This window comes from Thiomonas islandica, assembly GCF_055383445.1.
In genome coordinates this window covers 2,607,052-2,631,513 of sequence record NZ_AP042391.1, presented here as the reverse complement: position 1 = coordinate 2,631,513, position 24,462 = coordinate 2,607,052, and the positions used below count along the sequence as shown (strand labels likewise).

At 66.4% G+C, this 24,462-nt stretch carries 21 protein-coding genes; 11 read left to right on the top strand and 10 right to left on the bottom strand.

From position 1 onward, the window contains the following. Window positions 1-158: 158 nt before the first annotated feature. Entirely contained in the window at window positions 159-2,996 is a 2,838-nt protein-coding gene (locus ACZ47F_RS12735; protein WP_464925058.1) for a valine--tRNA ligase, read from the bottom strand. A gap of 121 nt (window positions 2,997-3,117) precedes the next feature. Here ACZ47F_RS12735 and ACZ47F_RS12730 point away from each other — a divergent pair, with 121 nt between their 5' ends. The 4 genes from ACZ47F_RS12730 to ACZ47F_RS12715 all read left to right on the top strand — a co-directional run bounded on the left by ACZ47F_RS12730 (window position 3,118) and on the right by ACZ47F_RS12715 (window position 5,197). Beyond that, window positions 3,118-3,726: a hypothetical protein gene (locus tag ACZ47F_RS12730; protein ID WP_464925057.1), complete on the top strand. Its 609-nt coding sequence runs from the start codon at window positions 3,118-3,120 to the stop codon at window positions 3,724-3,726. A 122-nt stretch (window positions 3,727-3,848) separates the two neighbouring features. Next, entirely contained in the window at window positions 3,849-4,526 is a 678-nt protein-coding gene (locus tag ACZ47F_RS12725; RefSeq protein ID WP_464925056.1) for a 7-cyano-7-deazaguanine/7-aminomethyl-7-deazaguanine transporter, read from the top strand. A gap of 145 nt (window positions 4,527-4,671) precedes the next feature. Beyond that, the gene (locus ACZ47F_RS12720; RefSeq protein WP_464925055.1) at window positions 4,672-4,815 is read left to right on the top strand and encodes a hypothetical protein; all 144 of its coding nucleotides are present in this window, start codon (window positions 4,672-4,674) and stop codon (window positions 4,813-4,815) included. Continuing rightward, window positions 4,793-5,197 (top strand): Uma2 family endonuclease, encoded by a 405-nt coding sequence (locus tag ACZ47F_RS12715; protein WP_464925054.1) that lies wholly within the window; start codon window positions 4,793-4,795, stop codon window positions 5,195-5,197. Before ACZ47F_RS12720 ends, ACZ47F_RS12715 begins: the two co-directional genes overlap by 23 nt. Window positions 5,198-5,475: 278 nt before the next feature. Here the strand turns inward: ACZ47F_RS12715 and ACZ47F_RS12710 are convergent, their stop codons facing one another. Continuing rightward, window positions 5,476-6,357 (bottom strand): alpha/beta hydrolase, encoded by an 882-nt coding sequence (locus ACZ47F_RS12710; RefSeq protein WP_464925053.1) that lies wholly within the window; start codon window positions 6,355-6,357, stop codon window positions 5,476-5,478. A 101-nt stretch (window positions 6,358-6,458) separates the two neighbouring features. Between ACZ47F_RS12710 and dnaX the strand changes: the two genes are divergently transcribed. The 4 genes from dnaX (at window position 6,459) to ACZ47F_RS12690 (ending at window position 10,537) form a co-directional block, all read left to right on the top strand. Continuing rightward, the gene (dnaX, locus tag ACZ47F_RS12705) at window positions 6,459-8,339 is read left to right on the top strand and encodes a DNA polymerase III subunit gamma/tau (RefSeq protein ID WP_464925052.1); all 1,881 of its coding nucleotides are present in this window, start codon (window positions 6,459-6,461) and stop codon (window positions 8,337-8,339) included. Between the two features lie 59 nt (window positions 8,340-8,398). Further along, the gene (locus ACZ47F_RS12700) at window positions 8,399-8,728 is read left to right on the top strand and encodes a YbaB/EbfC family nucleoid-associated protein (RefSeq protein ID WP_464925051.1); all 330 of its coding nucleotides are present in this window, start codon (window positions 8,399-8,401) and stop codon (window positions 8,726-8,728) included. A gap of 19 nt (window positions 8,729-8,747) precedes the next feature. After that, window positions 8,748-9,359 (top strand): recombination mediator RecR, encoded by a 612-nt coding sequence (gene recR, locus ACZ47F_RS12695; RefSeq protein WP_464925050.1) that lies wholly within the window; start codon window positions 8,748-8,750, stop codon window positions 9,357-9,359. Between the two features lie 80 nt (window positions 9,360-9,439). Next, window positions 9,440-10,537, top strand: coding sequence for an NHL repeat-containing protein (locus ACZ47F_RS12690; protein WP_464925049.1), 1,098 nt, complete (start codon window positions 9,440-9,442; stop codon window positions 10,535-10,537). A 10-nt stretch (window positions 10,538-10,547) separates the two neighbouring features. Here the strand turns inward: ACZ47F_RS12690 and queF are convergent, their stop codons facing one another. From queF to ACZ47F_RS12670, 4 genes are all read right to left on the bottom strand, one after another. Next, the gene (gene queF, locus ACZ47F_RS12685) at window positions 10,548-10,967 is read right to left on the bottom strand and encodes a preQ(1) synthase (protein WP_464925048.1); all 420 of its coding nucleotides are present in this window, start codon (window positions 10,965-10,967) and stop codon (window positions 10,548-10,550) included. After that, window positions 10,964-11,644, bottom strand: a complete 681-nt coding sequence (locus ACZ47F_RS12680) for an RnfABCDGE type electron transport complex subunit B (protein WP_464925047.1) — start codon at window positions 11,642-11,644, stop codon at window positions 10,964-10,966. The genes queF and ACZ47F_RS12680 overlap by 4 nt, the downstream gene beginning before the upstream one ends. A gap of 7 nt (window positions 11,645-11,651) precedes the next feature. Further along, on the bottom strand, window positions 11,652-12,944 hold the full coding sequence (locus ACZ47F_RS12675) for a polyhydroxyalkanoate depolymerase (RefSeq protein WP_464925046.1): 1,293 nt from the start codon (window positions 12,942-12,944) through the stop codon (window positions 11,652-11,654). A gap of 234 nt (window positions 12,945-13,178) precedes the next feature. Further along, the gene (locus ACZ47F_RS12670; protein WP_464925045.1) at window positions 13,179-14,384 is read right to left on the bottom strand and encodes an amino acid aminotransferase; all 1,206 of its coding nucleotides are present in this window, start codon (window positions 14,382-14,384) and stop codon (window positions 13,179-13,181) included. Between the two features lie 320 nt (window positions 14,385-14,704). Here ACZ47F_RS12670 and uvrB point away from each other — a divergent pair, with 320 nt between their 5' ends. Genes uvrB through ACZ47F_RS12655 form a run of 3 tightly spaced genes read left to right on the top strand, consistent with a single transcriptional unit; the run spans window position 14,705 to window position 18,284 of the window. Continuing rightward, entirely contained in the window at window positions 14,705-16,798 is a 2,094-nt protein-coding gene (gene uvrB / locus ACZ47F_RS12665; protein ID WP_464925044.1) for an excinuclease ABC subunit UvrB, read from the top strand. A 44-nt stretch (window positions 16,799-16,842) separates the two neighbouring features. Further along, on the top strand, window positions 16,843-17,703 hold the full coding sequence (locus ACZ47F_RS12660; protein ID WP_464925043.1) for a PQQ-dependent sugar dehydrogenase: 861 nt from the start codon (window positions 16,843-16,845) through the stop codon (window positions 17,701-17,703). A gap of 38 nt (window positions 17,704-17,741) precedes the next feature. Continuing rightward, on the top strand, window positions 17,742-18,284 hold the full coding sequence (locus tag ACZ47F_RS12655; RefSeq protein WP_464925042.1) for a Uma2 family endonuclease: 543 nt from the start codon (window positions 17,742-17,744) through the stop codon (window positions 18,282-18,284). Here ACZ47F_RS12655 and ACZ47F_RS12650 read toward each other — a convergent pair. The 4 genes from ACZ47F_RS12650 to ACZ47F_RS12635 are packed head-to-tail and all read right to left on the bottom strand — an operon-like array spanning window position 18,256 to window position 24,460. Then, window positions 18,256-19,611 (bottom strand): sensor histidine kinase, encoded by a 1,356-nt coding sequence (locus tag ACZ47F_RS12650; RefSeq protein ID WP_464925041.1) that lies wholly within the window; start codon window positions 19,609-19,611, stop codon window positions 18,256-18,258. The genes ACZ47F_RS12655 and ACZ47F_RS12650 overlap by 29 nt on opposite strands. Beyond that, the gene (locus ACZ47F_RS12645; protein ID WP_464925040.1) at window positions 19,608-20,285 is read right to left on the bottom strand and encodes a response regulator transcription factor; all 678 of its coding nucleotides are present in this window, start codon (window positions 20,283-20,285) and stop codon (window positions 19,608-19,610) included. The genes ACZ47F_RS12650 and ACZ47F_RS12645 overlap by 4 nt, the downstream gene beginning before the upstream one ends. A 3-nt stretch (window positions 20,286-20,288) precedes the next feature. After that, the gene (locus ACZ47F_RS12640) at window positions 20,289-23,411 is read right to left on the bottom strand and encodes an efflux RND transporter permease subunit (protein ID WP_464925039.1); all 3,123 of its coding nucleotides are present in this window, start codon (window positions 23,409-23,411) and stop codon (window positions 20,289-20,291) included. Then, entirely contained in the window at window positions 23,408-24,460 is a 1,053-nt protein-coding gene (locus tag ACZ47F_RS12635) for an efflux RND transporter periplasmic adaptor subunit (protein ID WP_464925038.1), read from the bottom strand. The genes ACZ47F_RS12640 and ACZ47F_RS12635 overlap by 4 nt, the downstream gene beginning before the upstream one ends. Window positions 24,461-24,462 lie beyond the last annotated feature (2 nt).

Here is a 24,462-nt window from a genome sequence, read left to right as displayed (position 1 = left end):
ATAGGCGGCCCGATGCATCAGGAAAATTCACGAATTTTCCGAAGCGCGTTAAGTCGCGCTGACTGCGCAAACCGGACGGACGCACGCCGCCGGCTGCTCGCCGGCGAGCAGGGCGACGGTTCTACCGGGGGATCAGGGCGAGGCGGCGTGACGCCAGCTCAGGCAGAGCCGAGGCGCTCGAGCTGTTCCTGCACCTTGTGCAGCGCTGCGCCGAAATCGCGCAGTCGCGCGCGTTCCTGCTCGACCACGGCGGTGGGGGCGCGGTCGACGAAGCTGGGGTTGGCGAGCTTGCTCTGGGCTTTGGCGATCTCGCCTTGCAGGCGCAGCACCTCCTTGCCCAGGCGTTCGCGCTCGGCGGCACGGTCTACCTGCACCCTCAGCGCAAAGCGGGTTTTGCCCACCACACCGGTCGGTGCGGACTGGGTGGCAGCCTTCCAGGCGGACTCATCGGCAAACAGCACGATGTCCGACACCTTGGCCAGCGCCTGCAGCGACGCGCGGTGGCGCTCGATCAGCGCCACGCCGCCGCAGGCCAGCAGCGGCAGACGCTGCGCCGGCGACACGCCCAGTTCACCGCGCAGATTGCGACAGGCTTCGACCAGTTGCTTGAACGCGGCGATCTCGGCTTCGGCTGCGGGATCGATTTTTTCGGGCTGTGGCTGCGGATAGGGTGCCACGGCCAGACTGGTGCCGGTGCGGCCGGCCAGCGGCGCGACGTTCTGCCACAGCTCCTCGGTGATGAAGGGCATGATGGGATGCGCCAGGCGCAGCACGGTTTCCAGCACGCGCAGCAGGGTGCGGCGCGTGCCGCGCTGCAGCGCCGGTGTGCCGGTGGCGATCTGGGTCTTTGCGATTTCCAGATACCAATCGCAGAACTCGTCCCAGACGAACTGGTAGATCGCCTGCGCGGCAAAGTCCAGCCGGTAGTCGGCAAAGCCTTGCACCACCTGCTGCTCGGTGCGCTGTAAAAGCGAGACGATCCAGCGGTCTGCGGCGCTGAAGTCCAGCGCGGCGTCGGGGCCGCAGTCGTGGTTGCACGGCAGCACGCCACGCTGTGCGGCGTCTAGTCCATCGACCTGCATCAGCACGAAGCGGGTGGCGTTCCACAGCTTGTTGCAGAAATTGCGGTAACCCTCGCAGCGCTTGGTGTCGAAGTGGATGTTGCGCCCCAGCGTGGCCATCGAGGCAAAGGTGAATCGCAGCGCATCGGCCCCATACGCCGGAATGCCGTGCGGAAACTCCTTTTCCGTGGCCTTGCGCACTGCAGGCGCGGTTTCGGGTCGGCGCAGGCCGGTGGTGCGCTTGTCCAGCAGCGTGGGCAGGTCGATGCCGTCGATCAGATCGACCGGATCGAGCACATTCCCCTCGCTCTTGCTCATTTTTTTGCCATGCGCATCGAGCACCAGGCCGTGGATGTAGACATGCCGGAACGGCACCTTGCCGGTGAAGTGGGTGGTCATCATGATCATGCGCGCCACCCAGAAAAAAATGATGTCGAACCCTGTGACCAGCACGCTCGACGGCAAAAACAGATCGAGCTCGCGGGTCTGCTGCGGCCAGCCCAGGCTGGAGAACGGTACCAGCGCCGAGGAGTACCAAGTATCGAGCACGTCCGGGTCGCGGATAAGCGTGCGGTTGTAGCCTGCGGCGGCGGCCTTGTCGCGTGCCTCGGCTTCGTTGCGGGCGACGAAGATTTCGCCGTTTTCGCCATACCACGCCGGGATCTGGTGGCCCCACCAGAGCTGGCGCGAAATGCACCAGTCCTGGATGTTGCGCATCCACTGTTCGTAGGTGCTCACCCAGTTCTCGGGCACGAATTTCACCTCGCCGCGGGCGACCACGTCGATGGCCTTCTGCGCCAGGCTTTTGCCGTCCGGCCCCGGTTTGGTCGTAGCGACGAACCACTGGTCGGTGAGCATGGGCTCGACGATCTGCCCAGTGCGCGTGCACACCGGCACCATGTTCTTGTGCGGCACGGCCTTTTCCAGAAAGCCGCCCGCCTCCAGATCGCGCAGGACCGCCTTGCGTGCGGCGTAGCGGTCGAGGCCCTGATAGGGCGCGGGGCCGTTTTCGTTGATGCGCGCGTCTTCGGTGAAGATGGTGATCAGCGCAATGTCGTGGCGCAGCGCGACCGCGTAGTCGTTGAAATCGTGCGCGCCAGTGATTTTCACGCAGCCCGAGCCGAAATCGCGGTCGACGAAGCTGTCGGCAATGATGGGAATCCGTCGGTTGCACAGCGGCAGATCGACAAACTTGCCGATGAACCTGGCGTAGCGCTCGTCATCGGGATGCACGGCCAGCGCGCCGTCAGCCATCATGGTTTCGGGGCGGGTGGTGGCAATGTGCATGCCGCGTACGCCGTCGATCGGGCCGTCGCTGAAGGGGTAGAGGATGTGCCACATGAAGCCGTCGTGCTCCTGGCTTTCCACCTCCAGATCGCTCACCGCACTCTTGAGCACCGGGTCCCAGTTGACCAGTCGCTTGCCGCGGTAGATCAGGCCTTGCTCGTACAGCCGCACAAAGGTCTCCACCACGGCCTTGGACAGCTTGTCGTCCATGGTGAAGTAGGCATGCGCCCAGCTCACCGACGAACCCAGGCGGCGGGTCTGCTGGGCTATGGTGTCGCCCGACTGCTGCTTCCACTGCCACACCCGCTGTACGAAGGCCTCGCGCCCCAGGTCGTGGCGGCTGATGCCCTGCGCCTGCAACTGCCGCTCCACCACGATCTGCGTGGCAATGCCCGCGTGGTCCATGCCCGGCACCCACAGTGTGTTGTCGCCCAGCATGCGGTGATAGCGCACCAGCGTGTCCATCACGGTCTGGTTGAACGCATGACCCATGTGCAGTGTGCCGGTGACATTAGGCGGCGGCAGCTGCACGCAGAACGACGGCCTGGAGGCGTCGAGCGTCGGCGAGAACACACCAAGCTCCTCCCAGCGCTGGGTCCAGCGGGCTTCGATGGCATGCGGCTCAAACGATTTGGCGAGTTCGGTCATGGATTGGCACGGGCGCAGCGAGGTGCTGCGGCGGGAAAGAAGACGTGGCGTGCGACGCAGTGCGCGCGCAAATTGATGCAAAACAGCCGATTTTAGGGGCGCGGCGTCATACACTTTCAGCATGCATTCAGCGCTTTGCCCTTGCCCAGTCTCGCGTTCTACCCGGCGCCGTTTCATCGGCCTGGCCAGCCTGTGTCTGGCGACGGCCCTCGGTGGCTGCGCGTCGCTATTGCCGCGCGGTGCAGCGCAGACCGGCAAGCCCTGGAGCGATTTCCAGCAGGCGCACGCCGCGTTCGAGCGCATCCAGCCATTCGTCACGACCACGACGCAGCTGCGCGAGCAGGGCATCGATCCGCTGGTCACGCCCAATATCACCATCCTGAGTTATGCCGACATCGTCCGGCGCCTGGTTCCGCCTTCGGGCAGCGACATCGCGCTCGACCCCGGCATCCGCGCGTGCCTGCAGGCGCAGGCGGCCTGCCGCGGCTATGAGATCGACCAGCGCCACATTGCCCGCCAACGGGTGGGCAACTTCTGGCTCGACTTCCTCGACTTCCGCCGCGAGACTGTGACCACCGGCTGGCGCTTCAACATGCTGCTGCTGGTCGTCAACGACCGCGTGGTCTACAAGCTCTGGGGCGGGCAGCCGGAGATTTCCGAGACCGAGGTCACGCGCAACCCGCTGGGGCCGCTGCAGGGATTGGGACAGTCGGTGCTGGGCCGCTACTGATCCTGCCCGCAGCGCGGGGCACATCCACGTAAACTCACGTCTTTGCTCAACCCGGCAGCTGCCCTTGCCCGGTCTGCGGCCCGGTGGTTCCCTTACCCGCCGTTCAACGAAAAAGGTCTTGCATGTTCAATCCCCTCGTGTTGCGCGCTGCACACCAGCGCCATGTCGTGGCCACCCTGGCCGCGCTGCATCTCGCCATCATCATCGCTAGTAACTATCTGGTGCAGTTTCCGGTCCGCCTGCTGGGTCTGCACACCACCTGGGGCGCGTTCAGCTTTCCGCTGGTCTATGTGGCCACCGATCTCACCGCGCGGCTGCTCGGCCCCGGCCCGGCGCGGCGCGTGGTGCGCTGGGTGATGCTGCCCGCGCTGGTGCTGTCCTACCTGATCTCGGTGCTGTTTCACGACGGCGCATTCGCTGGCTGGGCAGCGCTTTCTAGCTTCAACCTGTTCGTGTTCCGCATTGCGCTGGGCAGTTTCATCGCCTATGCGGTGGGGCAGATGCTCGACATCTTGGTGTTCTCGCGCCTGCGCGCCACCCTGGCTGGCAGCCGCCATTGGTGGCTGGCCCCGGCGGCGTCCAGCGTGCTGGGCAATCTGGTGGACAGCGTGCTGTTTTTCTCGATCGCGTTCTACGCCAGCACAGACCCGTTCATGGCCGCGCACTGGGTGGAAATCGCGCTGGTGGACTATGCGGTCAAGCTGATCATGGCCGCGCTGGGCATCCTGCCGCTGTACGGCGTGCTGTTGGCTGCGCTGATGCGCTGGCTACCGCGTGGGTCGGTGGCGGCGGCGGCCTGATTGCCGCGGCTCGCCGCATATCTGCGCCCTTGCCCTGGTCGGCCAGTCTGCCCGAGCAGATGCGCGCGGTGGCTGACCTGCTCGCCGCCAGCGCCAAGCCGCTTGCGCAACAGACCATTGCTGCGCGCTTCAAAGGCCGTGGCCCATGGAAAACCTGCCCCGCATCCTCGACACCCTCGTCGCCCTGGGCCGCGCCCGGCGCGAGGCACAGGGGTGGCGGGGCGAGGGCCTGGCCGCGCGGCAGGCTGGCTTTCCGCGGAGGTCGCATGCGCTCCATTCCCGCTGCTGAAACCTATACCCTGGCCGACTGGCGCCAGTGGCAGGGCGACTGGGAGCTGATCGACGGCCAGCCTCTGGCGAAGGCGCCGTCACCCTCGGTGTCGCACCAGAAAATCAGTGCAGCGTTGCACCTGCTGCTGTCGGAGCAACTGCGCAACTGCCCGCACTGCCAGGCGTTGTTCGAGACCGACGTGGAATTCAGCGACGACACGGTCGTGCGCCCGGATGTGCTGGTGATCTGCTTTGCGCCCGAGGGCGAGCGTCTCACCCGTGCGCCCAGTCTGATCGCCGAGGTGGTCTCGCCCGAGAGTGCGCGGCGCGACGAGCACACCAAGCTGGCGCTTTACGCCGCCGAGGGCGTGGCGCATTACCTGCTGCTGTACCCGCAGTAGCGCAAGGTCAAGGCGTATCGTCTGGTCGACGGCAGGTATGTGAAATCCGGCGATTTTCATGCAGAGACCCACACCATCGACCTCGGTCCGTGCAAGGTGACGCTCGACTGCGCACGGCTGTGGGTACGGCTGAAATGAGGCGGCGATCGATCCGGCCTGTCGATGGTTGAAGGCCATTGCCCAGCGCTGTGCGCGCAGATCGCCGCTCCTCCTGCGCGCGGTAGGGGGGCTGGGAGGGGGGACGCGTTCAACCCGCTGCGTGCCGAATCAGCGGTGCCTCACGCTGGCTGCCCCGCGCGCACGAAGCGCACCACGTCGTCCAGCACCGGGGACATCCAGCGCAGCGGCGCGGCGAAGCTGCCGATCAGGGTCTGGTGGTTGACGCCGCTGTAAAGGTCGAGGGTCACGTCGGCGCCATCCGCCCGGAGCCTGTCGGCAAGCTGCGCGGTGTTGCGCTGTGGGTTCACCAGGCTGTCCACCCGTGCTGCGCCGAGAAAGGTGCGCGGCGCGTGCTTGTCGTGCGCATAGTCGATCGGCATGCAGCCCGGGGGATAGTCGGGGTGATGGAACACTGGCTGCACCGCGCGGTCGGTGATGGGCAGAAAATCGTATGGACCGGCCAGCCCGATCCAGCCGGCCAGGTCGGTGCGGCGCAGCCCCACGCCGTGTAGCCAGCGCGGGTCGAGCGCGAGCATCGCGGCGTTGTAGGCACCGGCGCTGTGGCCCATGAGATAGAGCTGGCGCGGGTTGCCGTTAAACTGCGCTGCATGCTGCACCGTCCATTTCACCGCGCGGGCGCAGTCTTGCAGAAAGTCGGGATAGCGTACTTCGGGGTAGAGTCGGTAATCCGCGATCACGGTGACGATGCCGCGCGCGGCCAGCGCCTCGCCAACGAAGCGGTACATGCTGCGGCTGCCGCCGTTCCAACTGCCGCCGTAGAAAAACACCACCACGGGCGCGCTGCCCGCCGCCGCCAGCGGACTGTAGACATCGAGCCGCTGCCGCACTGCCGGGCCGTAGGCGATGTCGCCGCGAAAGATGTAGGTATCGCTCGGGGTGAGGCGGTCAATCAGGGCCACCGGCGAGCAGGCGGCCAGCAGCGGGGCAAGGCTGGCCAGGAACAGGCGTTTGGACGTGGAGATGGCTTGGATAAGGGGCATGGTGCGATGCGCTGGCAGAGGCGAACCGTGACGCCGGCCTTGCATTCCCAGTACGGCGGTGACGCGCTTTTGGATTCAGCCCGCGGCCTAAAATCCGCTCCATGACCTCCGTCGCGCTGGCGCGCAAGTGGCGCCCCAAATCGTTTGCCTCCCTCGTAGGACAGGATCATGTGGTGCGGGCGCTGACGCATGCACTCGACCACGACCGCCTGCATCACGCTTATCTGTTCACCGGCACGCGCGGGGTGGGCAAGACCACGGTGTCGCGCATTCTGGCCAAGGCGCTGAACTGCACCGGGCCCAATGGCCAGGGCGGGGTGACCAGCCAGCCCTGCGGCGTGTGCCCGGCTTGCACCGAAATCGACGCCGGGCGCTTTGTCGACTACATCGAGCTCGACGCCGCGTCCAACCGCGGGGTGGAAGACATGACCACGCTGCTTGAGCAGGCGGTCTACAAGCCCACCGCAGGCCGCTACAAGGTCTACATGATCGACGAAGTGCACATGCTGTCGAATCATGCCTTCAACGCCATGCTCAAGACGCTGGAGGAGCCGCCCGATTATGTGAAGTTCGTGCTCGCCACCACCGACCCGCAGAAAGTGCCGGTGACGGTGCTGTCGCGCTGCCTGCAGTTCAACCTCAAGCAGATGACGCCTGCAGCCATCGTCAGCTATTTGCAGCAAGTGCTGCAGGCCGAAAACGTGCCCGCCGACGAGGCCGCGCTGCGGCTGATCGCCCGCGCCGCGCACGGGTCGATGCGCGATGCGTTGTCGCTCACCGATCAGGCGCTGGCGTATTGCGCTGGACGCGTCGAAGCGACTGCGGTGCAGCAGATGCTGGGCACTGTCGATCGCAGCGATCTGCTGCACATCCTGCAGGCGCTGGCTGCGCAGGACGGCATGGCGTTGATCGCGCAGATCGACGCGCTGGAAGCGCGCAGCCTGTCCTTCGGTGCGGCGCTGGAGGAACTGGCCGCGCTGCTGCAGATCATCGCGCTGCTGCAGCTCGTGCCGCAGGCCGCAGACGCCGACGATCCGCAGCACGAGGCGCTTTCCGCGCTGGCCGCACAACTCAGCCCCGAGCTGGTGCAGCTGGCCTACACCACGGTGCTGCATGGTCGTAACGAACTGTCGCTCGCCCCGGACGACCGCACCGGCTTTACGATGACCCTGTTGCGCCTGCTGGCCTTTGCGCCGGTGGTTGCCGGCAGCCTGCCGCCGGGTGGCCTTGCGTTGCCGGGACGTGATGCTAGTGTGCCAGTGGTGTCGTCCGCGTCGAAAACAACGGTTGCACCAACGCAGGACCAGGCGCCAACTCAGGCTGATGCTTGGGCGCTCGCGCAGGCTCCCTCCGCCCCGGCTGCGCCGCAAACTGCAGCCAAGACCATGCTGCGCACCGTGGCCACGGTCAGCGCGCCGGTCGATCCGGCGTCGAGCGTGAGTGCTGCACAGGATGCGCCTCAACCGGCGGTTGACGCTGCGCAGCCCAAGACCGAGCTCCCCAAGGGGGCCAAGCCTGCAGCCGGCATGCAGCCCGCTGCGTCCGGCCCAGCGCACAGCGTGCCGACTGCGATCCGTATCACCCCCGATACCGACTGGCCCGCGCTGGTCCAGTGTCTGGAACTGCCTGCCGGCCTGCCGCGCGCGCTGGCGCAGCAAAGCGAGCTGCGGGCAATGGACGGCGATGCCTGGCTGCTGCGTGTGCCCAACGAGCAACTCACCCGCGCCGGAGCGCTGGGTAAATTGCAGGCCGCGGTGCGGGAGGCGCTGGGGCGCGACATCATCCTGCGCACCGAAACCGGCGAGGTCACCGACAGCATCGCCCAGCGCGAGGCCCGTGCCAGGGCGCAGGCGCAGGCAGATGCGGAGGCGGCCATCCATGGCGATCCGCTGGTGCAGCAGCTCATGCAGGATCTGGGCGCGCAAATCGTGCCCGGCAGCCTCAAACCCATGCCCCCCGTGGCGCGGGCGTCATCCGCCTGACCGACAATCGGGGAGTGCCGCGCAGACGGTCATTTCATCTCACAACCCAAGGACACCTCATGTTCAACAAAGGACAACTCTCCGGCCTGATGAAACAGGCGCAGATGATGCAGGACAACCTCAAGCGCATCCAGGACGAACTGGCCACCATCGAGGTTGAGGGCCAGTCCGGTGCCGGACTGGTCAAGGTGGTGATGACCTGCAAGTACGGGGTCAAGCGCGTGAGCATCGACCCCAGTCTGGTGGCCGAAGACCGTGACATGCTCGAAGACCTGGTGGCCGCCGCGTTCAACGACGCCGTGCGCAAGGCCGAGGCCACCACACAGGAAAAAATGAGCGCAGCCACCGCCGGCATGCCGCTTCCGCCTGGCATGAAGCTGCCGTTCTGAGCGGCAGCGTGCGCGGCCCATGGACGAAGCGGCCCCCGGCCATGTTCCGGCGCTCGACGCGCTGATCGATGCACTGCGGCAGCTGCCCGGCGTCGGCCCGAAGTCGGCGTCGCGCATGGCCTATCACCTGCTGGAGCACGACCGCGAGGTGGCGCAGCGCATTGCCCGCGCGCTGGACGCAGCGCTGGGCGCCGTGCGGCGCTGCACCCGCTGCAATACCCTGACCGAGGACGCGGTGTGCAGCCTCTGCGCCGACCCGCGGCGCGACCCCCGCCAGCTGTGCGTGGTCGAGGGGCCGGCCGACCTGGCCGCGGTGGAACAGACGCTGACGTACCGCGGGCTGTATTTCGTGCTCATGGGACGCATCAGCCCGCTCGACGGCCTGGGGCCGAAGGAAATCGGCCTGGACCGCCTGATTGCACGCGCGCTCGATGGTGTGGTGGACGAGGTGATTCTGGCGACCAACTTCACCAACGAGGGCGAGGCCACCGCGCATGTCATCGCTGAAACCCTGCGTCCACGCGGTCTGCGCGTCACACGGCTGGCGCGCGGCGTGCCTGCCGGCGCCGAGCTGGAATATGTCGATCTGGGCACCATCGCCCGCGCGCTGGTGGACCGGCGCAGCACCTGAGCACAGCCGCCGCGCTTGCAATACGCTCATGGTTTTCCATTCGACCCGCGCAGCGACGCGGGCGCACGCACCTGAACATCATGCAGCGACGCCAATTCATCCAATCTGTCGGGGCGCTGGCCCTGTCCACCGAGCTGTCCGTCTCGCTCGCCCCACCGGCCCAGGCTGCGCAGCCCGAGGGTCGGCTCGCGCTATACGCTGGCGCCATCGGCCCGGGGGAGTACGACGCGGGTAATTTCGCGCAGGCCCGGTTTCACGACCCGCGCGGCATGGCGCGCGACGCGCAGGGCAATGTGTTCGTCGCGGACTATGTCAACAGTGTGGTGCGCAAGCTGGGCACAGACGGGCAGGTCAGCATCGTCGCCGGGCAGGTGGAACAGCGCGATGCGCGCAACGGCCCGGCGCTGCAGGCGCGGTTCTACTCGCCAGAGTGCGTGGCAGTGGCGGCGGACGGTACGCTGTTCGTCAGTGACTCGGGCAGCAACACAGTGCGGCGCATCGGCCGCGACGGCATGGTGACCACCTGGGCTGGCAAGATCGATGTCGAAGGTTTCGCCGACGGCCCGGGTCGCCAGGCGCGGTTCAACCACCCGGTGGGGCTGGGGGTGAACGCGCAGGGCGTGATCTACGTGGCCGACGCATACAACAGCACGGTGCGCCGCATCAGCGCGCAGGGCGCGGTCAGCACCCTGGCCGGATCGGCCGGTGCCGCCGGCTGGCGCGACGGACGCGGCGCGAAGGCGCGGCTCAATACCCCGGTGGGGCTGGCGCTCGATGCCCTGGGCAATGTGTTCATCAGCGAATACTTCAACAACGTGATTCGCAAAATCACCCCGGATGGCGAGGTCAGCACGTTTGCAGGCCGCCCCGGCAAGGGCGGGTTTGCTGACGGCAAGGCGGCCGAGGCGCTGTTTCTCCATCCGCAAACCCTGACGTTCGCGCCAGATGGCAGCCTGATCGTGGCAGATACCGGCAACAACCGGGTACGCCGGATCGCCCCGGACGGCATGGTGAGCACCCTGGCCGGCAATGGCGAAGGCGAGAAAGTCACCCTGGGCGCCTTGCCCGGCACCTTGCACCAGCCCTACGGCGTGCAGGCCCTGGCCGACGGAACCGTGCTGGTCACCGCGATGAATGCCATCCTGCGTATTCTGCCGGCAACTCCGCTCAAAACCTGAGCATCTGCGCTCAAGCTGCAGTGGGGTCTGCCGCCTCGAATTGGGTCAGGTCGACCCGCGGCGCCGGCTTCCAGCCGCGCTTGCGGTGTTCGACCACCACATTGGTGTAAATGCCGCCGCGTACATACCAGCGCGCAGTCACGCGCAGAAAACGCGGCGACATGGCCTTGACCAGATCGTCGAGGATGGTGTTGGTGACCTTTTCGTGAAACGCCCCCTCATCGCGGTAGCTCCACATGTAGAGCTTGAGGCTCTTGAGCTCGACGCATTTCTTGTCGGGGATGAAGTCGATGTCGAAACGGGCAAAGTCCGGCTGGCCGGTGAGCGGACACAGGCAAGTGAATTCGGGCACCTGCATGTGGATGTGGTAGTCACGCTCGGGCGCGGGGTTGGGGAAGGTTTGCAGGGACTTGCTCGGTTTGGTCGTCATGTCGTCGTCTGGTCGGTTGGTTTGTTGCTGTCGCGCAGTCCCGCCTGTCGCTGCCGTGCGCGCTCGCGTGCGGCCTGCAGCAGCGCGGCCTTGCGGTGGTCAGGCGGAGGTGGCGGCGGGCTAGCGGTGTTCTGCTCTGCAGCATCTACAGCAAGTGCGCGGGGGTGCCGCTGTCGGTGCCGAGCGTAGCGCGCCCGGGCCTGGTCGGCCAGCGCAGGGCTCCATGCGTCCCAGCCGGTGCGCCTGGCCAGTTCAGGATTGGGCAGGGGCGCCATACGGATGCAGTCCACCGGGCAGGGCGGCAGGCACAGCGCGCAGCCGGTGCACCAGTCGTCGATAACGGTGTGCATGCGCCGGGACACCCCGGCGATTGCGTCGACCGGGCAGGCCTGGATGCACAGGGTGCAGCCGATGCACTGCGCCGGGTCGATCACCGCGACCTCGCGCGGGCCTTCCGTGCCGCATTGCGGGTCCAGCGGCAGAGCAGGGCGGTGCAGCAGCGCGGCGAGCCGGGCGATGCCCACGGCGCCGCCCGGCGGGCAGCGGTTGATCTCGACGCCTTGTTCAGCAATGGCGCGGGCATAGGCCGCGCAGTCTGGATAGCCGCAGCGGGTGCATTGGGTTTGCGGCAGCAGGGCGTCGATCTGCTCAGCCAGCGCGGCGGACGGGTTCGACATGCCGGGGTCAGGCCGCCTCGCGTGCGGCGGGGTCTTTACGCGGCCGCGCGGTGGCGGCGCCTTGCGGGTGCGCGGCGATGAAGTCGCGCACGACTGGATAGACTTTTTCGCGCCAGCGCCGCCCGGAAAAGATGCCGTAATGCCCGGCGCCCTCGGCAACGAAATGCTGGCGACTTTGCGTCGCAATGCCGGTGCACAGATCGTGTGCGGCTTCGGTCTGTCCTGCACCGGAAATGTCGTCGAGCTCGCCCTCGATGGTCAGCAGCGCGGTGCGATGGATGTCCTGCGGCCGCACCGGACGGCCCTGCACGGTCCAGGTGCCCTTGACGAGGCCGAAGTCCTGGAACACCAGCTTGATGGTGTCGAGGTAGTAATCGGCGTCCATGTCGAGCACGGCGTTGTATTCGTCATAAAAGCGGCGATGCGCCTCAGCGTCGTCATTGTCGCCGCGGATCAGGTTGAGGAAATAGTCGTAGTGCGAGGTGAAATGCCGGTCGGGGTTCATCGCCACGAAACCGGCATGTTGCAAAAAGCCTGGATAAACCCGCCGGCCGGCACCAGGATAGTTGGCCGGCACGCGGTAGATCACATTGTTCTCGAACCAGGCATAGCTTTTGTTCATCGCCAGATTGTTTACCGCGGTGGGTGATTTGCGCGCGTCGATCGGCCCGCCCATCATGATCATGGTGCGCGGCGTAATCTCCCCGGCGCTGGCCATCAGCGAAATCGCGCCTAGCACCGGCACCGTCGGCTGACACACCGACATCACATGCACGTCCGGGCCAATCGCGGTGATGAACTCGCGCACGTACGCCACATAATCGTCGAGCGCGAAGCGGCCCTTTTCCAGCGGCACCATGCGGGCATCGAGCCAGTCGGTGATGAACACCTTGTGATCCTGCAGCATGGTGCGTACAGTGTCGCGCAGCAGCGTGGCATGGTGGCCGGACAGCGGTGCGACGATCAGCACGACCGGATCGTTTTTGAGCTTGCCCAGCAGGCCCACATCATCCGAGAAGCGCTTGAACCGCAGCAGCCGACAGAACGGCTTTTCGATCACCACCTGCTGCTGCACCGCAACCGCCTTGCCGTCGATGGTCACAGAATCGATGCCGAACTCGGGTTTTTCGTAATCCTTGAGTAAACGGTGCATCAGGTCGTAGCTCGCCGAAACCCGTTGCGTCACCGCATGCGGCACCGCAGGCCACACCGGGTTGGCGTAGAACTTCGCCGCGGCCTCGGCAAAGTCGGCCAGCGGGCGCATCAGCGCGCGCTGGGTTTCATACAGGTCGTACACCATGAGGGGCTCCGTCAGGGTTTTGTTGCGATGCACAAAAGTGTAGTCCCACCCGCTTTGTCGCGCAGTAAGAGTGCGTTGCCACTGTCATGGTGCAAAACGGCACGCCCCGGACGGATTCAAGTGGTTGAGGCAGACCAGCTTGCGATGAGTTCACCCTGACCCGGCCTCAGCTTCCCCGCCCAACCTCTCCCGATGGTGGGGGGCGGCAACTTCTCGGCCCCGACCACTCCCTCGTTATTGCATCACCGTGGAAATCGCCTTTGCGACGTAATCCATGTTGTGCAGATTGAGCGCGGCAACGCAAATCCGCCCGGTGGATACGCCATAGACGCCGAATTCGGTACGCAGGCGTTCCATTTGTGCAGGGCTTAGGCCCGAGTAGCTGAACATGCCCTTTTGCTGGGTGATGTAGGACAGATCGCCCTTCACGCCGGCAGCGGTGAGCTTGTCGACCAATGCGTGGCGCATGGCGCGAATGCGCTCGCGCATGCCAGCAAGCTCTTGCTCCCACTGCGCGCGCAGCTCGGGCGAGCCCAGAACCGTGGCAACGATCTGCGCGCCGTGGGTAGGGGGGTTGGAGTAGTTGCTGCGGATCACGCGCTTGAGCTGCGACAGCACACGCGCAGCTTCGTCCTTGCTGGCGCACACCACGCTCAGCGCCCCCACGCGCTCACCATAGAGCGAAAAGCTCTTGGAAAACGAGGTGGCGACGAAAAAGTCCATACCGGAGGCGAGGAACTGTTGGATGACCGCGCCGTCCTCGGCAATACCTTCGCCGAAGCCCTGGTACGCCATGTCGAGAAAGGGTACCAGGCCGCGCGCCTTGAGGACGGCAATGACCTGATCCCACTGCGCCGGGGTGAGATCGTACCCAGTGGGGTTGTGGCAGCAGGCATGCAGCACGACGATGGTGCCGGCATCCGCTGCGTTCAACACGGCGAGCATCGCCTCCAGATTCACCCCGCGCTTTTCGGCGTCGTAATACGGATAAGTGCCGACGGCAAAGCCTGCGGCCTCGAACAGCGCGCGGTGGTTTTCCCAGCTCGGGTCGGAAATCAAGACCTGCGCACCCGGATTGACACGTTTGAGAAAATCCGCGCCCACTTTCAGCCCGCCGGTGCCGCCCAGAGCCTGCACCGTGGCGACCCGGCCCGCAGTGAGCGCCTTGCTGTCTGCGCCGAACACCAAACCCTGCACCGCCTTGTCATAGGCCGCGATGCCGTCGATCGGCAGGTAGCCGCGCGGCTTGGGGGTTTGCATCATCTGCGCCTCGGCCGCCTTCACACAGGCCAACAGCGGCAGCTTGCCGTCGGCATCGGTGTAGACGCCGATACCAAGGTTGACCTTGTTTGGGTTGGGGTCGGCGGCGAATTGTTCGTTGAGGCCGAGAATGGGGTCGCGCGGGGCCATTTCCACGCGGGAAAAAAGCGACTGGGTCATGGAACAAGTGGGGTGTGGTGACGGGAAAACCGCGCTTGCGGGACAATCGGGCTCGAAAACGCGCGGCAAAGAGCCGCAATTTTAGGCAATACTGAACAAGTCCTTGTGATGCGGCGTGCGGATTGCGGGATGGGATGCAAGGCGCCCACCGAGACAATAGCCAAAGCCATGGCGAGCCAGGGCGGAGCCGCAGACCCCGCAGGACGGATGCGCAGCGCGCAGGGGACTTGTTCAGTATTGCCTTTACCCCCCGTGCCTCTTGCCACGGGCCGTTGTTGCGCCGTGCAGACGGCGCCTGCAAACTGATCCGCCCATCGCCCATGTCCGCCCCGCAACCCGTCCCGTCGCTCGATCCGGACAAGTTCGTCACTTTTCCCGGTTCGCCGTTTCGCTTGTATCAACCCTACCCCCCGGCGGGCGACCAGCCCGCGGCGATTGCGCAACTGGTCGAAGGGTTGGTCGATGGCCTGAGTTTCCAGACCCTGCTGGGGGTGACCGGTTCGGGCAAGACCTATACCATGGCCAATGTAATCGCTCGCATGGGGCGCCCGGCCATCGTGTTCGCGCCGAACAAGACCTTGGCGGCGCAGCTCTACAGCGAATTCCGCGAGTTTTTCCCGAAGAACGCGGTCGAATATTTCGTCAGCTACTACGACTACTACCAGCCCGAGGCGTATGTGCCGCAGCGCGATTTGTTCATCGAAAAAGACAGCGCGATCAACGAGCACATCGAGCAGATGCGGCTGTCGGCAACCAAAAGCCTGCTCGAGCGGCGCGACGTGGTCATCGTTGCCAGCGTGAGTGCAATCTACGGCATCGGCAACCCGGCCGACTATCACGCCATGATCCTCACCGTGCGCACAGGCGACCGCATCGGCCAGCGCGACGTGATCGCGCAGCTCGTGCGCATGCAATACCAGCGTAACGAGACGGACTTCGTGCGCGGCACGTTCCGCGTACGCGGCGACCGCATCGATGTGTTCCCGGCCGAGCATGCCGAGCTGGCGGTGCGCATCGAGCTGTTCGACGACGAGATCGAGTCCCTCAGCCTGTTCGACCCACTCACCGGCGTGGTGCGGCAGAAGATCCCGCGCTTCACCATCTATCCCAGTTCGCACTACGTCACCCCGCGCGAGAAGGTGCTCGACGCGGTGGAGAGCATCAAGCTGGAGCTGCGCGAGCGGGTGAAGGAGCTCACCAGCATGGGCAAGCTGGTCGAGGCACAGCGGTTGGAACAACGCACCCGCTTCGACCTGGAAATGCTCACCGAACTGGGACACTGCAAGGGCATCGAGAATTACTCGCGCCATCTGTCGGGTGCCGCCCCGGGCGAGCCGCCGCCCACGCTGGTGGACTACCTGCCGCCAGACGCCATCATGTTCCTCGACGAAAGCCATGTGCTCATCGGTCAGTTCAACGGCATGTACAACGGCGACCGCGCGCGCAAGCAAACCCTGGTGGATTACGGCTTTCGCCTGCCGTCGGCGCTGGACAACCGGCCGCTGAAGTTCGAGGAGTTCGAGCGCAAGATGCGGCAGGTGGTCTTCGTCTCCGCTACTCCAGCAGACTACGAGGAGCAGCACGCCGACCAGGTGGTCGAACAGGTGGTGCGCCCCACCGGGCTGGTCGATCCGCTGGTCGAAGTGCGGCCCGCCTCCAGCCAGGTTGACGACGTGCTCGGCGAAATCCGCCTGCGGGTGAATAAGGGGGAGCGGGTGCTCATCACCACGCTGACCAAGCGCATGGCCGAGCAGCTTACCGATTACCTCGATGAAAACGGCGTGAAGGTGCGCTATCTGCACTCGGACATCGACACGGTCGAGCGGGTGGAAATCCTGCGCGACCTGCGGCTAGGCACCTTCGACGTGCTGGTGGGCATCAACCTGCTGCGCGAAGGGCTAGACATTCCCGAGGTGTCGCTGGTGGCGATCCTGGATGCGGACAAGGAGGGCTTTTTGCGCTCCACCCGCTCGCTGATCCAGACCATCGGCCGCGCCGCGCGCAATGTCAACGGCATGGCGATTCTGTACGCCGATGTCATCACCGTCTCGATGCGCCGCGCGATCGACGAAACCGAGCGCCGCCGCGCCAAGCAGATCGCGTTCAACGCCGAGCACGGCATCACCCCCACCGCTCTGAACAAGTCGGTGCGCGACCTGATCGACGGCGTGGTGCAAACGCCGGGCAAGGGCTTGCGCGCCGGCAGCGTGGAGCGTGAAATTGCGCAACTGCAGATCGACAACCCGCAGGAGGTCGCGCGCGAGATCAAGCGGCTGGAAAAGCGCATGATCGAACATGCGCGCAATCTGGAGTTCGAGCAGGCCGCGTGCGTGCGCGACCAGCTCGCCGCGCTGCGCCAGCGGGTGTTCGGCGGCGGCGACGATCACGACATCGACGCGCAGCAGATCGCCTGATCCGACGGTCGCGCAGCTGGCCTCGATACCAGGAGGAGCCCACCATGTTCCGTTCAGGTCAACCCATCGCGCTGCCATGCCGCCGCGCGCTGCACTGGATCGGCGCCGGCGTGGGCAGCGCCGCACTCGCGTCCTGCGGCGGCGGGGTCGTGCTGGTGTGGGGGGAGTTTCCGGCATCTGTCGCATCCACCCCGGCGGGGCGGAACCCAAGGCCGACCGCGCGTATCGTCGCCAGAGGGCTATCGCGGCCGTGGGCGCTGGTGTTCCTGCCCGATGGCCGCATGCTGGTGACCGAACGCACCGGGGCGCTGCGCATCGTCACTGCGGATGGCCGCATCGGTGCGCCGATCTCCGGCGTGCCTGCGGCAGATGCGCGCGGTCAGGGCGGTCTGCTCGATGTCGCGCTCGACCCGGCGTTTGCCAGCAACCGGCGCGTCTACCTGAGCTATGCCGAGGCGGGCACCGCGGCGCAGGCCGGGCGCAAAGGCACCGCGGTGGCTCGCGGGGTGCTCTGGGCCGATGGCTTGCAGCTCAACGAGGTGCAGATGATTTTCCGCCAGACGCCCAAGATCGACAGCACCGCGCACTTCGGCTCGCGGCTTGCGTTCGCGCCGGGCATGGAGCAGCCGATCACCTCCTGGGTGCCGACCTCGATCGCGCCGTGCGGCATGGTGTTCTACACCGCCAGCCTGTTCCCGCAACGGCGCGCCAGCCTGTTCCTCGGCGCGCTCGCCGGGCAGGCGCTGTGGCGGCTGCAGCTCGATGGCAACCGCGTGGTCGCGCGCGAGGCGCTGTTTGCCGACCTGGGCGAGCGCATTCGCGACGTGCGCCAGGGGCCGGACGGGGCGCTGTACCTGATTTCCGACGGCACGTCGGCGAAGATCTACCGCGTGCAGCCGGCGTGAGGCGGCACGTTACCATCAGCAACAGACAGGAGAGCAGTATGTCCAGAGCCTACGCATTCGACCCGCCGCACTACACCTACGACGACTACAAGCTGTGGGAAGGCCGCTGGGAACTGATCGGCGGTGTGCCCTACGCCATGTTGCCCGCGCCGTCGATCGCGCACCAGACCGTGAGCAATCGCATCGCCTGGTTGCTGCAGGACGCGCTGAAAGACTGCGCCGAATGTCGCGCCCTGCTGCCGGTGGACTGGCGCATCCGCGACGATACCGTGGTGCAGCCCGACAACCTCGTGGTCTGTCATCCGGTGGAGGGTGCCTACCTCACCCGCGCCCCCGAGCTGGTGTTCGAAATCCTCTCCAAGTCCACCGCGTTAAAAGACCAAAATGCCAAGTTCACCATCTACGAGTCCGAAGGCGTGCGGTATTACGTGATGGTCAACGTCGATGACCGCGTCTGCAAGGTCTACCGACTGCAAGACGGGCGCTACGTCAAGATCGGCGACGTGGTCGATGAAGCCGTGACCTTCGACCTGGGCAAATGTCGCATCGACTTCAACTTCGGACTGATCTGGCCGCGCTGAGCGGCTTGGTCGGCTGGACATAGCGCAGGATAAGCCCGCCACCGTGGGTGTTCTCCAGCGTCACGCTGCCGCCCAGCCGCTTTGCGATCTGACGGGTGATCGCCAGGCCCAGCCCGCTGCCTTCGCCCTCAGTGCCCGGCAGGCGCACGAAGGGCTCGAACACCTGCTCGAGCAGCTCTGGCGGGATGCCGGGGCCGGTGTCCTGCACTTCGATCACCAGTTTGTCTGGCGCTGCCAGCACCCGCAGGTCGACGCGGCCGCCCGTTGGGGTGTAGCGCAGGGCGTTGTCCACCGCGTTGCGCAGCAGGGTGTAGAGCTGGGCGGGGTCGGTGTGGACCTGGACCGGGTCGGCGCGGTCCAGGCCGAGGTCGATGCTGCGACTTTCTGCCAGCGGCAGCAGATCGGTGATGACGTCGCGAACGACCTGCGCCGGATCGATGCGCTGCACCGTCGCGGTCTGCTCGTCCTGCGAGCGTGCCAGGCTGAGCAGTTGCTCGACCACGGCGCGGGCGCGACGCAGACCCTGCTGCAGCGCGCCGATGCGGGCGCGGGCTTCGGGTTCGAGCTGCAGCGGCCCGAGGTTGTCCACCTGCATGCTGAGCACCGCAATGGGAGTGCGCAGTTCGTGCGCAGCGTCGGCGACGAAGCGGCGTTGCTGTTCCATGGCCGTTTGCAGGCGTTGCAGCAGGCGGTTGATCGATCGTACGAAGGGCAGGATCTCTTGCGGCACATCGGTCTCGGGCAGAGGGTGCAGATCGGACTCGCGGCGCGCATCCACGCTGCTTGCCATCTGTTGCAGCGGGCGCAGCGCCTGCCGCACCACCCAGGCCGACAGCAGCGCCAGCAGCGGAATCAGCGCCAGTAGCGGGAACAGGGTGCGCTGCGCGCTGTCGATTGCGGCGTCGGTACGCAGATCGGTGCGCTGCGCCACGGCAATGCGTCCCTGATCGCCCTGCCGCACGAACACCCGCCAGGTATGGCCGCCGCTTTGCACCACATGCATGCCGTCCGCGAGATTGGCGGGCAGTTGCAGGCCATTGGCGGCGACCGGCGCACCCAGCCGCTGCACCACGATGCGCGCGTCCTTGTCCACGTCGGCGCCTGCTGGGTTCAGCGCGCTGTCGGGAACGTTGCCCCAGCGGTGCGCCAGACTGGCGATCTGTCGCAACTGGGTGTCCTGCAGTTCGTTGGCTTCCTGATAGCCGAAAAAGTACGACAGCGCCGCGGTGCCCAGGCCGACCAGCACCACGCTGACCGTCATCCACAGCCATAGCCGCCGCAGCAGCGACTGCGCGCCCCAGTGGCGCAACGCGGCCAGCGGGCTCATGGCTTGTCCGCGGCGCCTTCGCGCGGCACCAGCCAGCCCACGCCGCGCACGTTTTTGATTACCTCCGGCGCGAGCTTTTTGCGCAGGCTGTGGATGAGGAACTCGACCGCGTTGCTCTCCACTTCTTCGTTCCAGCCGTAGATGCGGTCTTCGAGCTCGCTGCGTGAAAGAATCGCGCCAGGCCGCAGCAACAGGGCGTGCAGCAGCGCGTATTCGCGCGCTGTCAGGCGTTGCGTCTGGCCCTGATACTGCACCTCACGAGTGACCGGGTCGAGCGAGATGACTCCATTGCTCAGCACCGGCTGCGCCTGTCCGCCTTGCCGCCGCGCCACCGCGCGGATGCGGGCGAGCAACTCGGCGCTCTCAAAAGGTTTGACTAGATAGTCGTCAGCACCGAGGTCTAGGCCGCGCACGCGGTCTTCCACACTGTCACGTGCGGTGAGGATGAGAATGGGCATGCTGCTGCCACTCTGGCGCAGCGCTTGCAGCACCGACAGGCCGTCGCGCTTGGGCAGGCCCAGGTCGATCAGCATCAGCTCATACTCGCCGCCCTGCGCGGCGGCCAGCGCAGAGGCGCCGTCGAGTACCCAGTCGACCGCGTGCGCGGCGTCGCGCAGCGCCTGACGGGTGGCGCTGCCCAGCATGTGATCGTCTTCAACCAGGAGGATGCGCATGATTCATTCGGTGACGGGAGAGGCTGCGGGCTGAATGAGATTGTCGCCGTCCTGCGCGTCATCTAGCCGGCCGCGCAGCAGCTTGAACAGCACCGGCATGAGCAGTAGCACCAGCGGCATCTGCACCGCAAGCCCCGAAATGATGGCCACCGCCAGCGGCTGCTGCATCGCCGAGCCCTGACCGAGCGCCAGGGCCAGCGGCGCCAGTGTGAGCATCGCGGCAAACGTGGTCATCGCGATCGGCCGCAGCCGGTTCTGCCCTGCGGCCACCAGCGCGGTGTCGAGCGACAGGCCGGGTTGCGCGCGCTGCAGCGTCTGTACTTCGCTGAAGTAGAAAATTGCCACTTCGGTGACGATGCCGACGATCATGGTCATGCCCATCATGGCTGAGATGTTGAGCTCGATGCCTGCCGCCCACAGCCCGATGAACACCGCTGGCAGCGCCAGCAGCGGCATGGCCAGAATCGCGATGGCCACCTTGAAACGCTCGTACAAGAACAGCAGCAGTAGGAACACCAGCAGTACCGCCGCGCTCAGCACACTGATCAGCCCCTGGAACGCGATCTGCTGCTGCTTGTAGAGGCCGCCGAGCTGGGCATAGACCCCGGGCGGGAAGTCGCCCGGTGCGTCGATGATTTTTTTCACATCCGCGATGGTCGAACCCAGATCGCGCCCGCTGATGCGCGCCGTCACCGCGGCCATGGCCTTGAGGTTTTCACGGTGGATTTCTGGCTGGCCGGTGAGAATTTTCAGGGTAGCGATCCGTCCGAGGGTGAACACATGGCCGTCGGGCGCACGCAGCGGCAGCCGGGCGATGTCGTCGGTGGTTTGGCGCAGCGCAAGCGGCGCCCACACCCGCACGCCGACCATCTTCGGCCCTTGCTGTAGCTGAGTGACCACACTGCCTCCGATGAGGGTTGCCAGCTGTTGCTGCACCTGCGCTGGATCCACGCCTTCGAGCGCGGCGCGGGTGGGGTCGATGCGGATGTCGAGCGCGTCGCCCGCTGGCTTCATGCCGCTGCGCACATCGACGATGCCTGGGATGCGCGCGATCTGCGCGGCGGTGCGGTGCGCCAGCTGCGCGAGCTGCTGTGGGTTGTCGTCGAAAATCTTGATCTCTACCGGTTGCGGCACCGCGGTGAGGTCGCCGATCAGATCTTCCATCAGCTGCGCCAGTTCGATCTTCACCCCCGGCACCTGGGTTTCGATGCGCTGACGCACGTCTTCCATCACCGCATCGATCGACTTGCGCGGCGGCGGTTTGAGCCGCACGAAAAAGTCGCCCTCGTTCGCCTCGGTCACGCCGCCGCCGAGCTGCGCACCGGTGCGGCGCGAGAAGGTCTGCACCTCGGGGGTGGTGCGCAGAATGTGCTCGACCTGCTGCAGGATGCGGTCGGTCTCGGCGAGTGACGTGCCGGGCGGGGTGCGGTAGTCGAGAATGAAACCGCCCTCGTCCATATGCGGCATGAAACCACTGCCCACCTGCCCATACGCCAGCCAGCCCGCGAGCAGCAGCGGCAGCACGCCAAGCGTCGCCAGCCACGGGCGGCGCAGGCTGGCTTGCAATAGGCGGCCATAGCCTCGCTGCACCATAGACAGCCAGCGGCCATGTTCGCGCTGCGCCTCGCGGGTGATGTCCCTGGGCGTGAGCAGCTTGTCGGCCAGCAGCGGCACGGCCAGCCAGGCGACGAAAAACGAGATCACCAGCGCCGCGGCCATGGTCAGCGACAGCGCCTTGAAAAACGCCCCGGTCACGCCGGACAAAAAGGCCAGCGGCAGGAAGATCACCACGGTCGATGCGCTCGACCCGGCCAGCGGCCGCAAATACTCCATCGCCGCATGCAGGATGCCGCTGTGCCGCTGCCGTGCGTCGGTATCGTGCCGCGTTTCGCTGAGCCGCCGCACGATGTGCTCACTCATCACGATCGCGTCGTCGATCACCAAGCCCACAGCGGCCGCCATGCCGCCCAGGGTCATGATGTTGAAGCTCATGCCCAGGGCATACAGCAGCACCACGGTGGCCGCGAGCACGGCGGGCACGGTGATCATCGCGATCAGCGTCATTTTCAGGCTGCGCAGGAACAGCAGCAGCACCAGTCCGGCCAGCGCGACGCCGATCAGGATGGCATCGCGCACACTGGCGGCGCTGTCGACCACCAGAGTGCTCTGGTCGTACCAGCTTGCCAGATGCACCCCGGGCGGAAGTGCGGTGCGGGCCAGCAGGGCGCGCACGTCCCTGGCGATCTGCACTGTGTTGCCGCCGGGCTGCTGGTAGATGTCGAGCAAGACCGCGTCCTTGCCATCAGCGGTGACTCTGATCCACTGCGGCACGGTGCTGCGGGAAATGCGCGCCACGTCCCTGAGCCGCACCACGCCGTCGGGCCCGGCGCGCAGCACGATGTCGCCGATCTGCGCAGCGTCATGCAGCCTGGAATCGGCCAATGCCAGCAGCAGCTTGTAGCGATCCTGCAGGCGCCCCACGGCCTGCACGCCGTTGGCGGCGGCAACGGCGTTGTTCACGTCCTGCAGCGCCAGCCCGAGCGCCTGCAGTTTGAGCGGATCGAGGGTGACGTGATATTCCTCGCGTGCGCCGCCCTGGATCTGTACCCGCGCCACGCCGCCGATGCTCGAGAGCAGCGGCCGCAGCTGGAACTCGGCCAGGTCGTAGAGCTGGGTCGGGGTGAGGGTGTTGGACGTCAGGCTGTACGCGATGACCGGATCGACCGTTGGGTCCATGCGCTTGCTCGATACCTGGGTGCCCGGCGGCAATTGCGGCAGCATTTGCGTCACCGCCTCGTTGACCTGCACCGCGGCCAGCGCCATCGGCGTGCCCCAGTCGAAACTCACCGATATGTCGGCGGTGCCGCGGCTGGTGGTCGAGCGCACGTCTACCACACCCGGCACGCGTCGCACCGCCTGCTCCAGCGGCTGGGTCACCTGCAGCATCATCTGGCTGGCCGGGCGGTCGCCCGCATCGGCGCTGACCACCACGCGCGGAAAGTCCACATTCGGAAACAGCCCCACCGGCAGCTTGAACGCGGCGAACACCCCGCCGGCGGCCAGCAGCGCCAGCAGGAACAGCACCGAGCGCCGGTGGCGCTGCAGCCAGATCGATGCACCGCTCATCGGGCGGCTCCGGCCACGCGCAGCGTCATGCCGTCACGCAGTTCGTAGTTGCCTGCGACAATCAGCGGCAGCGCCGGGTCGAGCGCGCCGGTGATGCCGGTCTGCAGACCGCTTTCGATCGCGATGTGCACGGGCACGCGGCGGGCGCGCCCCTTGTCGTCCTGAAACACATACGCGCCGCGCTCATCCTGCAGTACCGCATCGCGCGGCACTACCCAGCCGCGCCAGCGGCCGAGCACCATATCGGCCTGCACACTGGTTCCGGCCGCGGGCAGGCCCGGCTGCGCGGGCAGCGCAATCAGCACATCGAGCCGCTGGGTCTTGGGGTTGATCGCGGCGCCGATGCTGCGGATGGTGCCCTGCCAATGCTGTTGCGGATCGAACACCGCAGTCAGCCGCACCGGCTGCCCCGGCTGCAGGCGCGCGGCGTCTTCGGGCGGCACGCCGGCCGCTGCCTGCAGGCTGCCGCCGCGGCCGAGTTGCAGCAATGGACTGCCGGCGGCAAGCAGATCGCCCGATGCTGCGCTCACCGCGAGCACGACCCCGTCCGCGGGCGCGGTCACGCGGGTTTCGGCCTGCCCCGCGCCCTGCTGCTGAAGGCTGTGCAGTTGCGCCTGGGCATCCTGCAGCGCCTTACGGGCCGCGTCCACCTGCGATTGTGTGGCGAGTTGCTGCACCTTCAGCGCGGTGACGCGGTCGAGCTCGGTCTGTGCAAACCGCACCGCGGTCTGCGCCTGCGTATAGGCCAGGGTGCTGGTGGCATCGTTGCGCAGGGTGGCGAGCCACTGGCCCTTGCGCACCGCCTGCCCGACATGCACCGCAATGCTCTGCACCTGCATCGGGTGCTGGAAGGTCAGGGTCTGTGTCTGGCTAGCGGGCACTTGCACCACGGCATAGGCGCGCAGGGTGCGCAGCAGTTCGCCGCGCCGAAGCGGCGCGGTCTGCACCAGAGCGGAGACTTCTGGCCCCGCAGCGCGCGCAGTGCCGAGCAGCGCGGGCAGCAGACAGGCGGTGAGAAACAGCAGACGGGTGCGGGCGGAAAGATTCATGA

Excerpts from the sequence above, each read along its gene's own strand:
- ACZ47F_RS12735 (WP_464925058.1), bottom strand. The coding sequence starts at position 2,996 with ATGACCGAACTCGCCAAATCGTTTGAGCCGCATGCCATCGAAGCCCGC.
- ACZ47F_RS12730 (WP_464925057.1), top strand. The coding sequence starts at position 3,118 with ATGCATTCAGCGCTTTGCCCTTGCCCAGTCTCGCGTTCTACCCGGCGC.
- ACZ47F_RS12725 (WP_464925056.1), top strand. The coding sequence starts at position 3,849 with ATGTTCAATCCCCTCGTGTTGCGCGCTGCACACCAGCGCCATGTCGTG.
- ACZ47F_RS12720 (WP_464925055.1), top strand. The coding sequence starts at position 4,672 with ATGGAAAACCTGCCCCGCATCCTCGACACCCTCGTCGCCCTGGGCCGC.
- ACZ47F_RS12715 (WP_464925054.1), top strand. The coding sequence starts at position 4,793 with ATGCGCTCCATTCCCGCTGCTGAAACCTATACCCTGGCCGACTGGCGC.
- ACZ47F_RS12710 (WP_464925053.1), bottom strand. The coding sequence starts at position 6,357 with ATGCCCCTTATCCAAGCCATCTCCACGTCCAAACGCCTGTTCCTGGCC.
- dnaX (WP_464925052.1), top strand. The coding sequence starts at position 6,459 with ATGACCTCCGTCGCGCTGGCGCGCAAGTGGCGCCCCAAATCGTTTGCC.
- ACZ47F_RS12700 (WP_464925051.1), top strand. The coding sequence starts at position 8,399 with ATGTTCAACAAAGGACAACTCTCCGGCCTGATGAAACAGGCGCAGATG.
- recR (WP_464925050.1), top strand. The coding sequence starts at position 8,748 with ATGGACGAAGCGGCCCCCGGCCATGTTCCGGCGCTCGACGCGCTGATC.
- ACZ47F_RS12690 (WP_464925049.1), top strand. The coding sequence starts at position 9,440 with ATGCAGCGACGCCAATTCATCCAATCTGTCGGGGCGCTGGCCCTGTCC.
- queF (WP_464925048.1), bottom strand. The coding sequence starts at position 10,967 with ATGACGACCAAACCGAGCAAGTCCCTGCAAACCTTCCCCAACCCCGCG.
- ACZ47F_RS12680 (WP_464925047.1), bottom strand. The coding sequence starts at position 11,644 with ATGTCGAACCCGTCCGCCGCGCTGGCTGAGCAGATCGACGCCCTGCTG.
- ACZ47F_RS12675 (WP_464925046.1), bottom strand. The coding sequence starts at position 12,944 with ATGGTGTACGACCTGTATGAAACCCAGCGCGCGCTGATGCGCCCGCTG.
- ACZ47F_RS12670 (WP_464925045.1), bottom strand. The coding sequence starts at position 14,384 with ATGACCCAGTCGCTTTTTTCCCGCGTGGAAATGGCCCCGCGCGACCCC.
- uvrB (WP_464925044.1), top strand. The coding sequence starts at position 14,705 with ATGTCCGCCCCGCAACCCGTCCCGTCGCTCGATCCGGACAAGTTCGTC.
- ACZ47F_RS12660 (WP_464925043.1), top strand. The coding sequence starts at position 16,843 with ATGTTCCGTTCAGGTCAACCCATCGCGCTGCCATGCCGCCGCGCGCTG.
- ACZ47F_RS12655 (WP_464925042.1), top strand. The coding sequence starts at position 17,742 with ATGTCCAGAGCCTACGCATTCGACCCGCCGCACTACACCTACGACGAC.
- ACZ47F_RS12650 (WP_464925041.1), bottom strand. The coding sequence starts at position 19,611 with ATGAGCCCGCTGGCCGCGTTGCGCCACTGGGGCGCGCAGTCGCTGCTG.
- ACZ47F_RS12645 (WP_464925040.1), bottom strand. The coding sequence starts at position 20,285 with ATGCGCATCCTCCTGGTTGAAGACGATCACATGCTGGGCAGCGCCACC.
- ACZ47F_RS12640 (WP_464925039.1), bottom strand. The coding sequence starts at position 23,411 with ATGAGCGGTGCATCGATCTGGCTGCAGCGCCACCGGCGCTCGGTGCTG.
- ACZ47F_RS12635 (WP_464925038.1), bottom strand. The coding sequence starts at position 24,460 with ATGAATCTTTCCGCCCGCACCCGTCTGCTGTTTCTCACCGCCTGTCTG.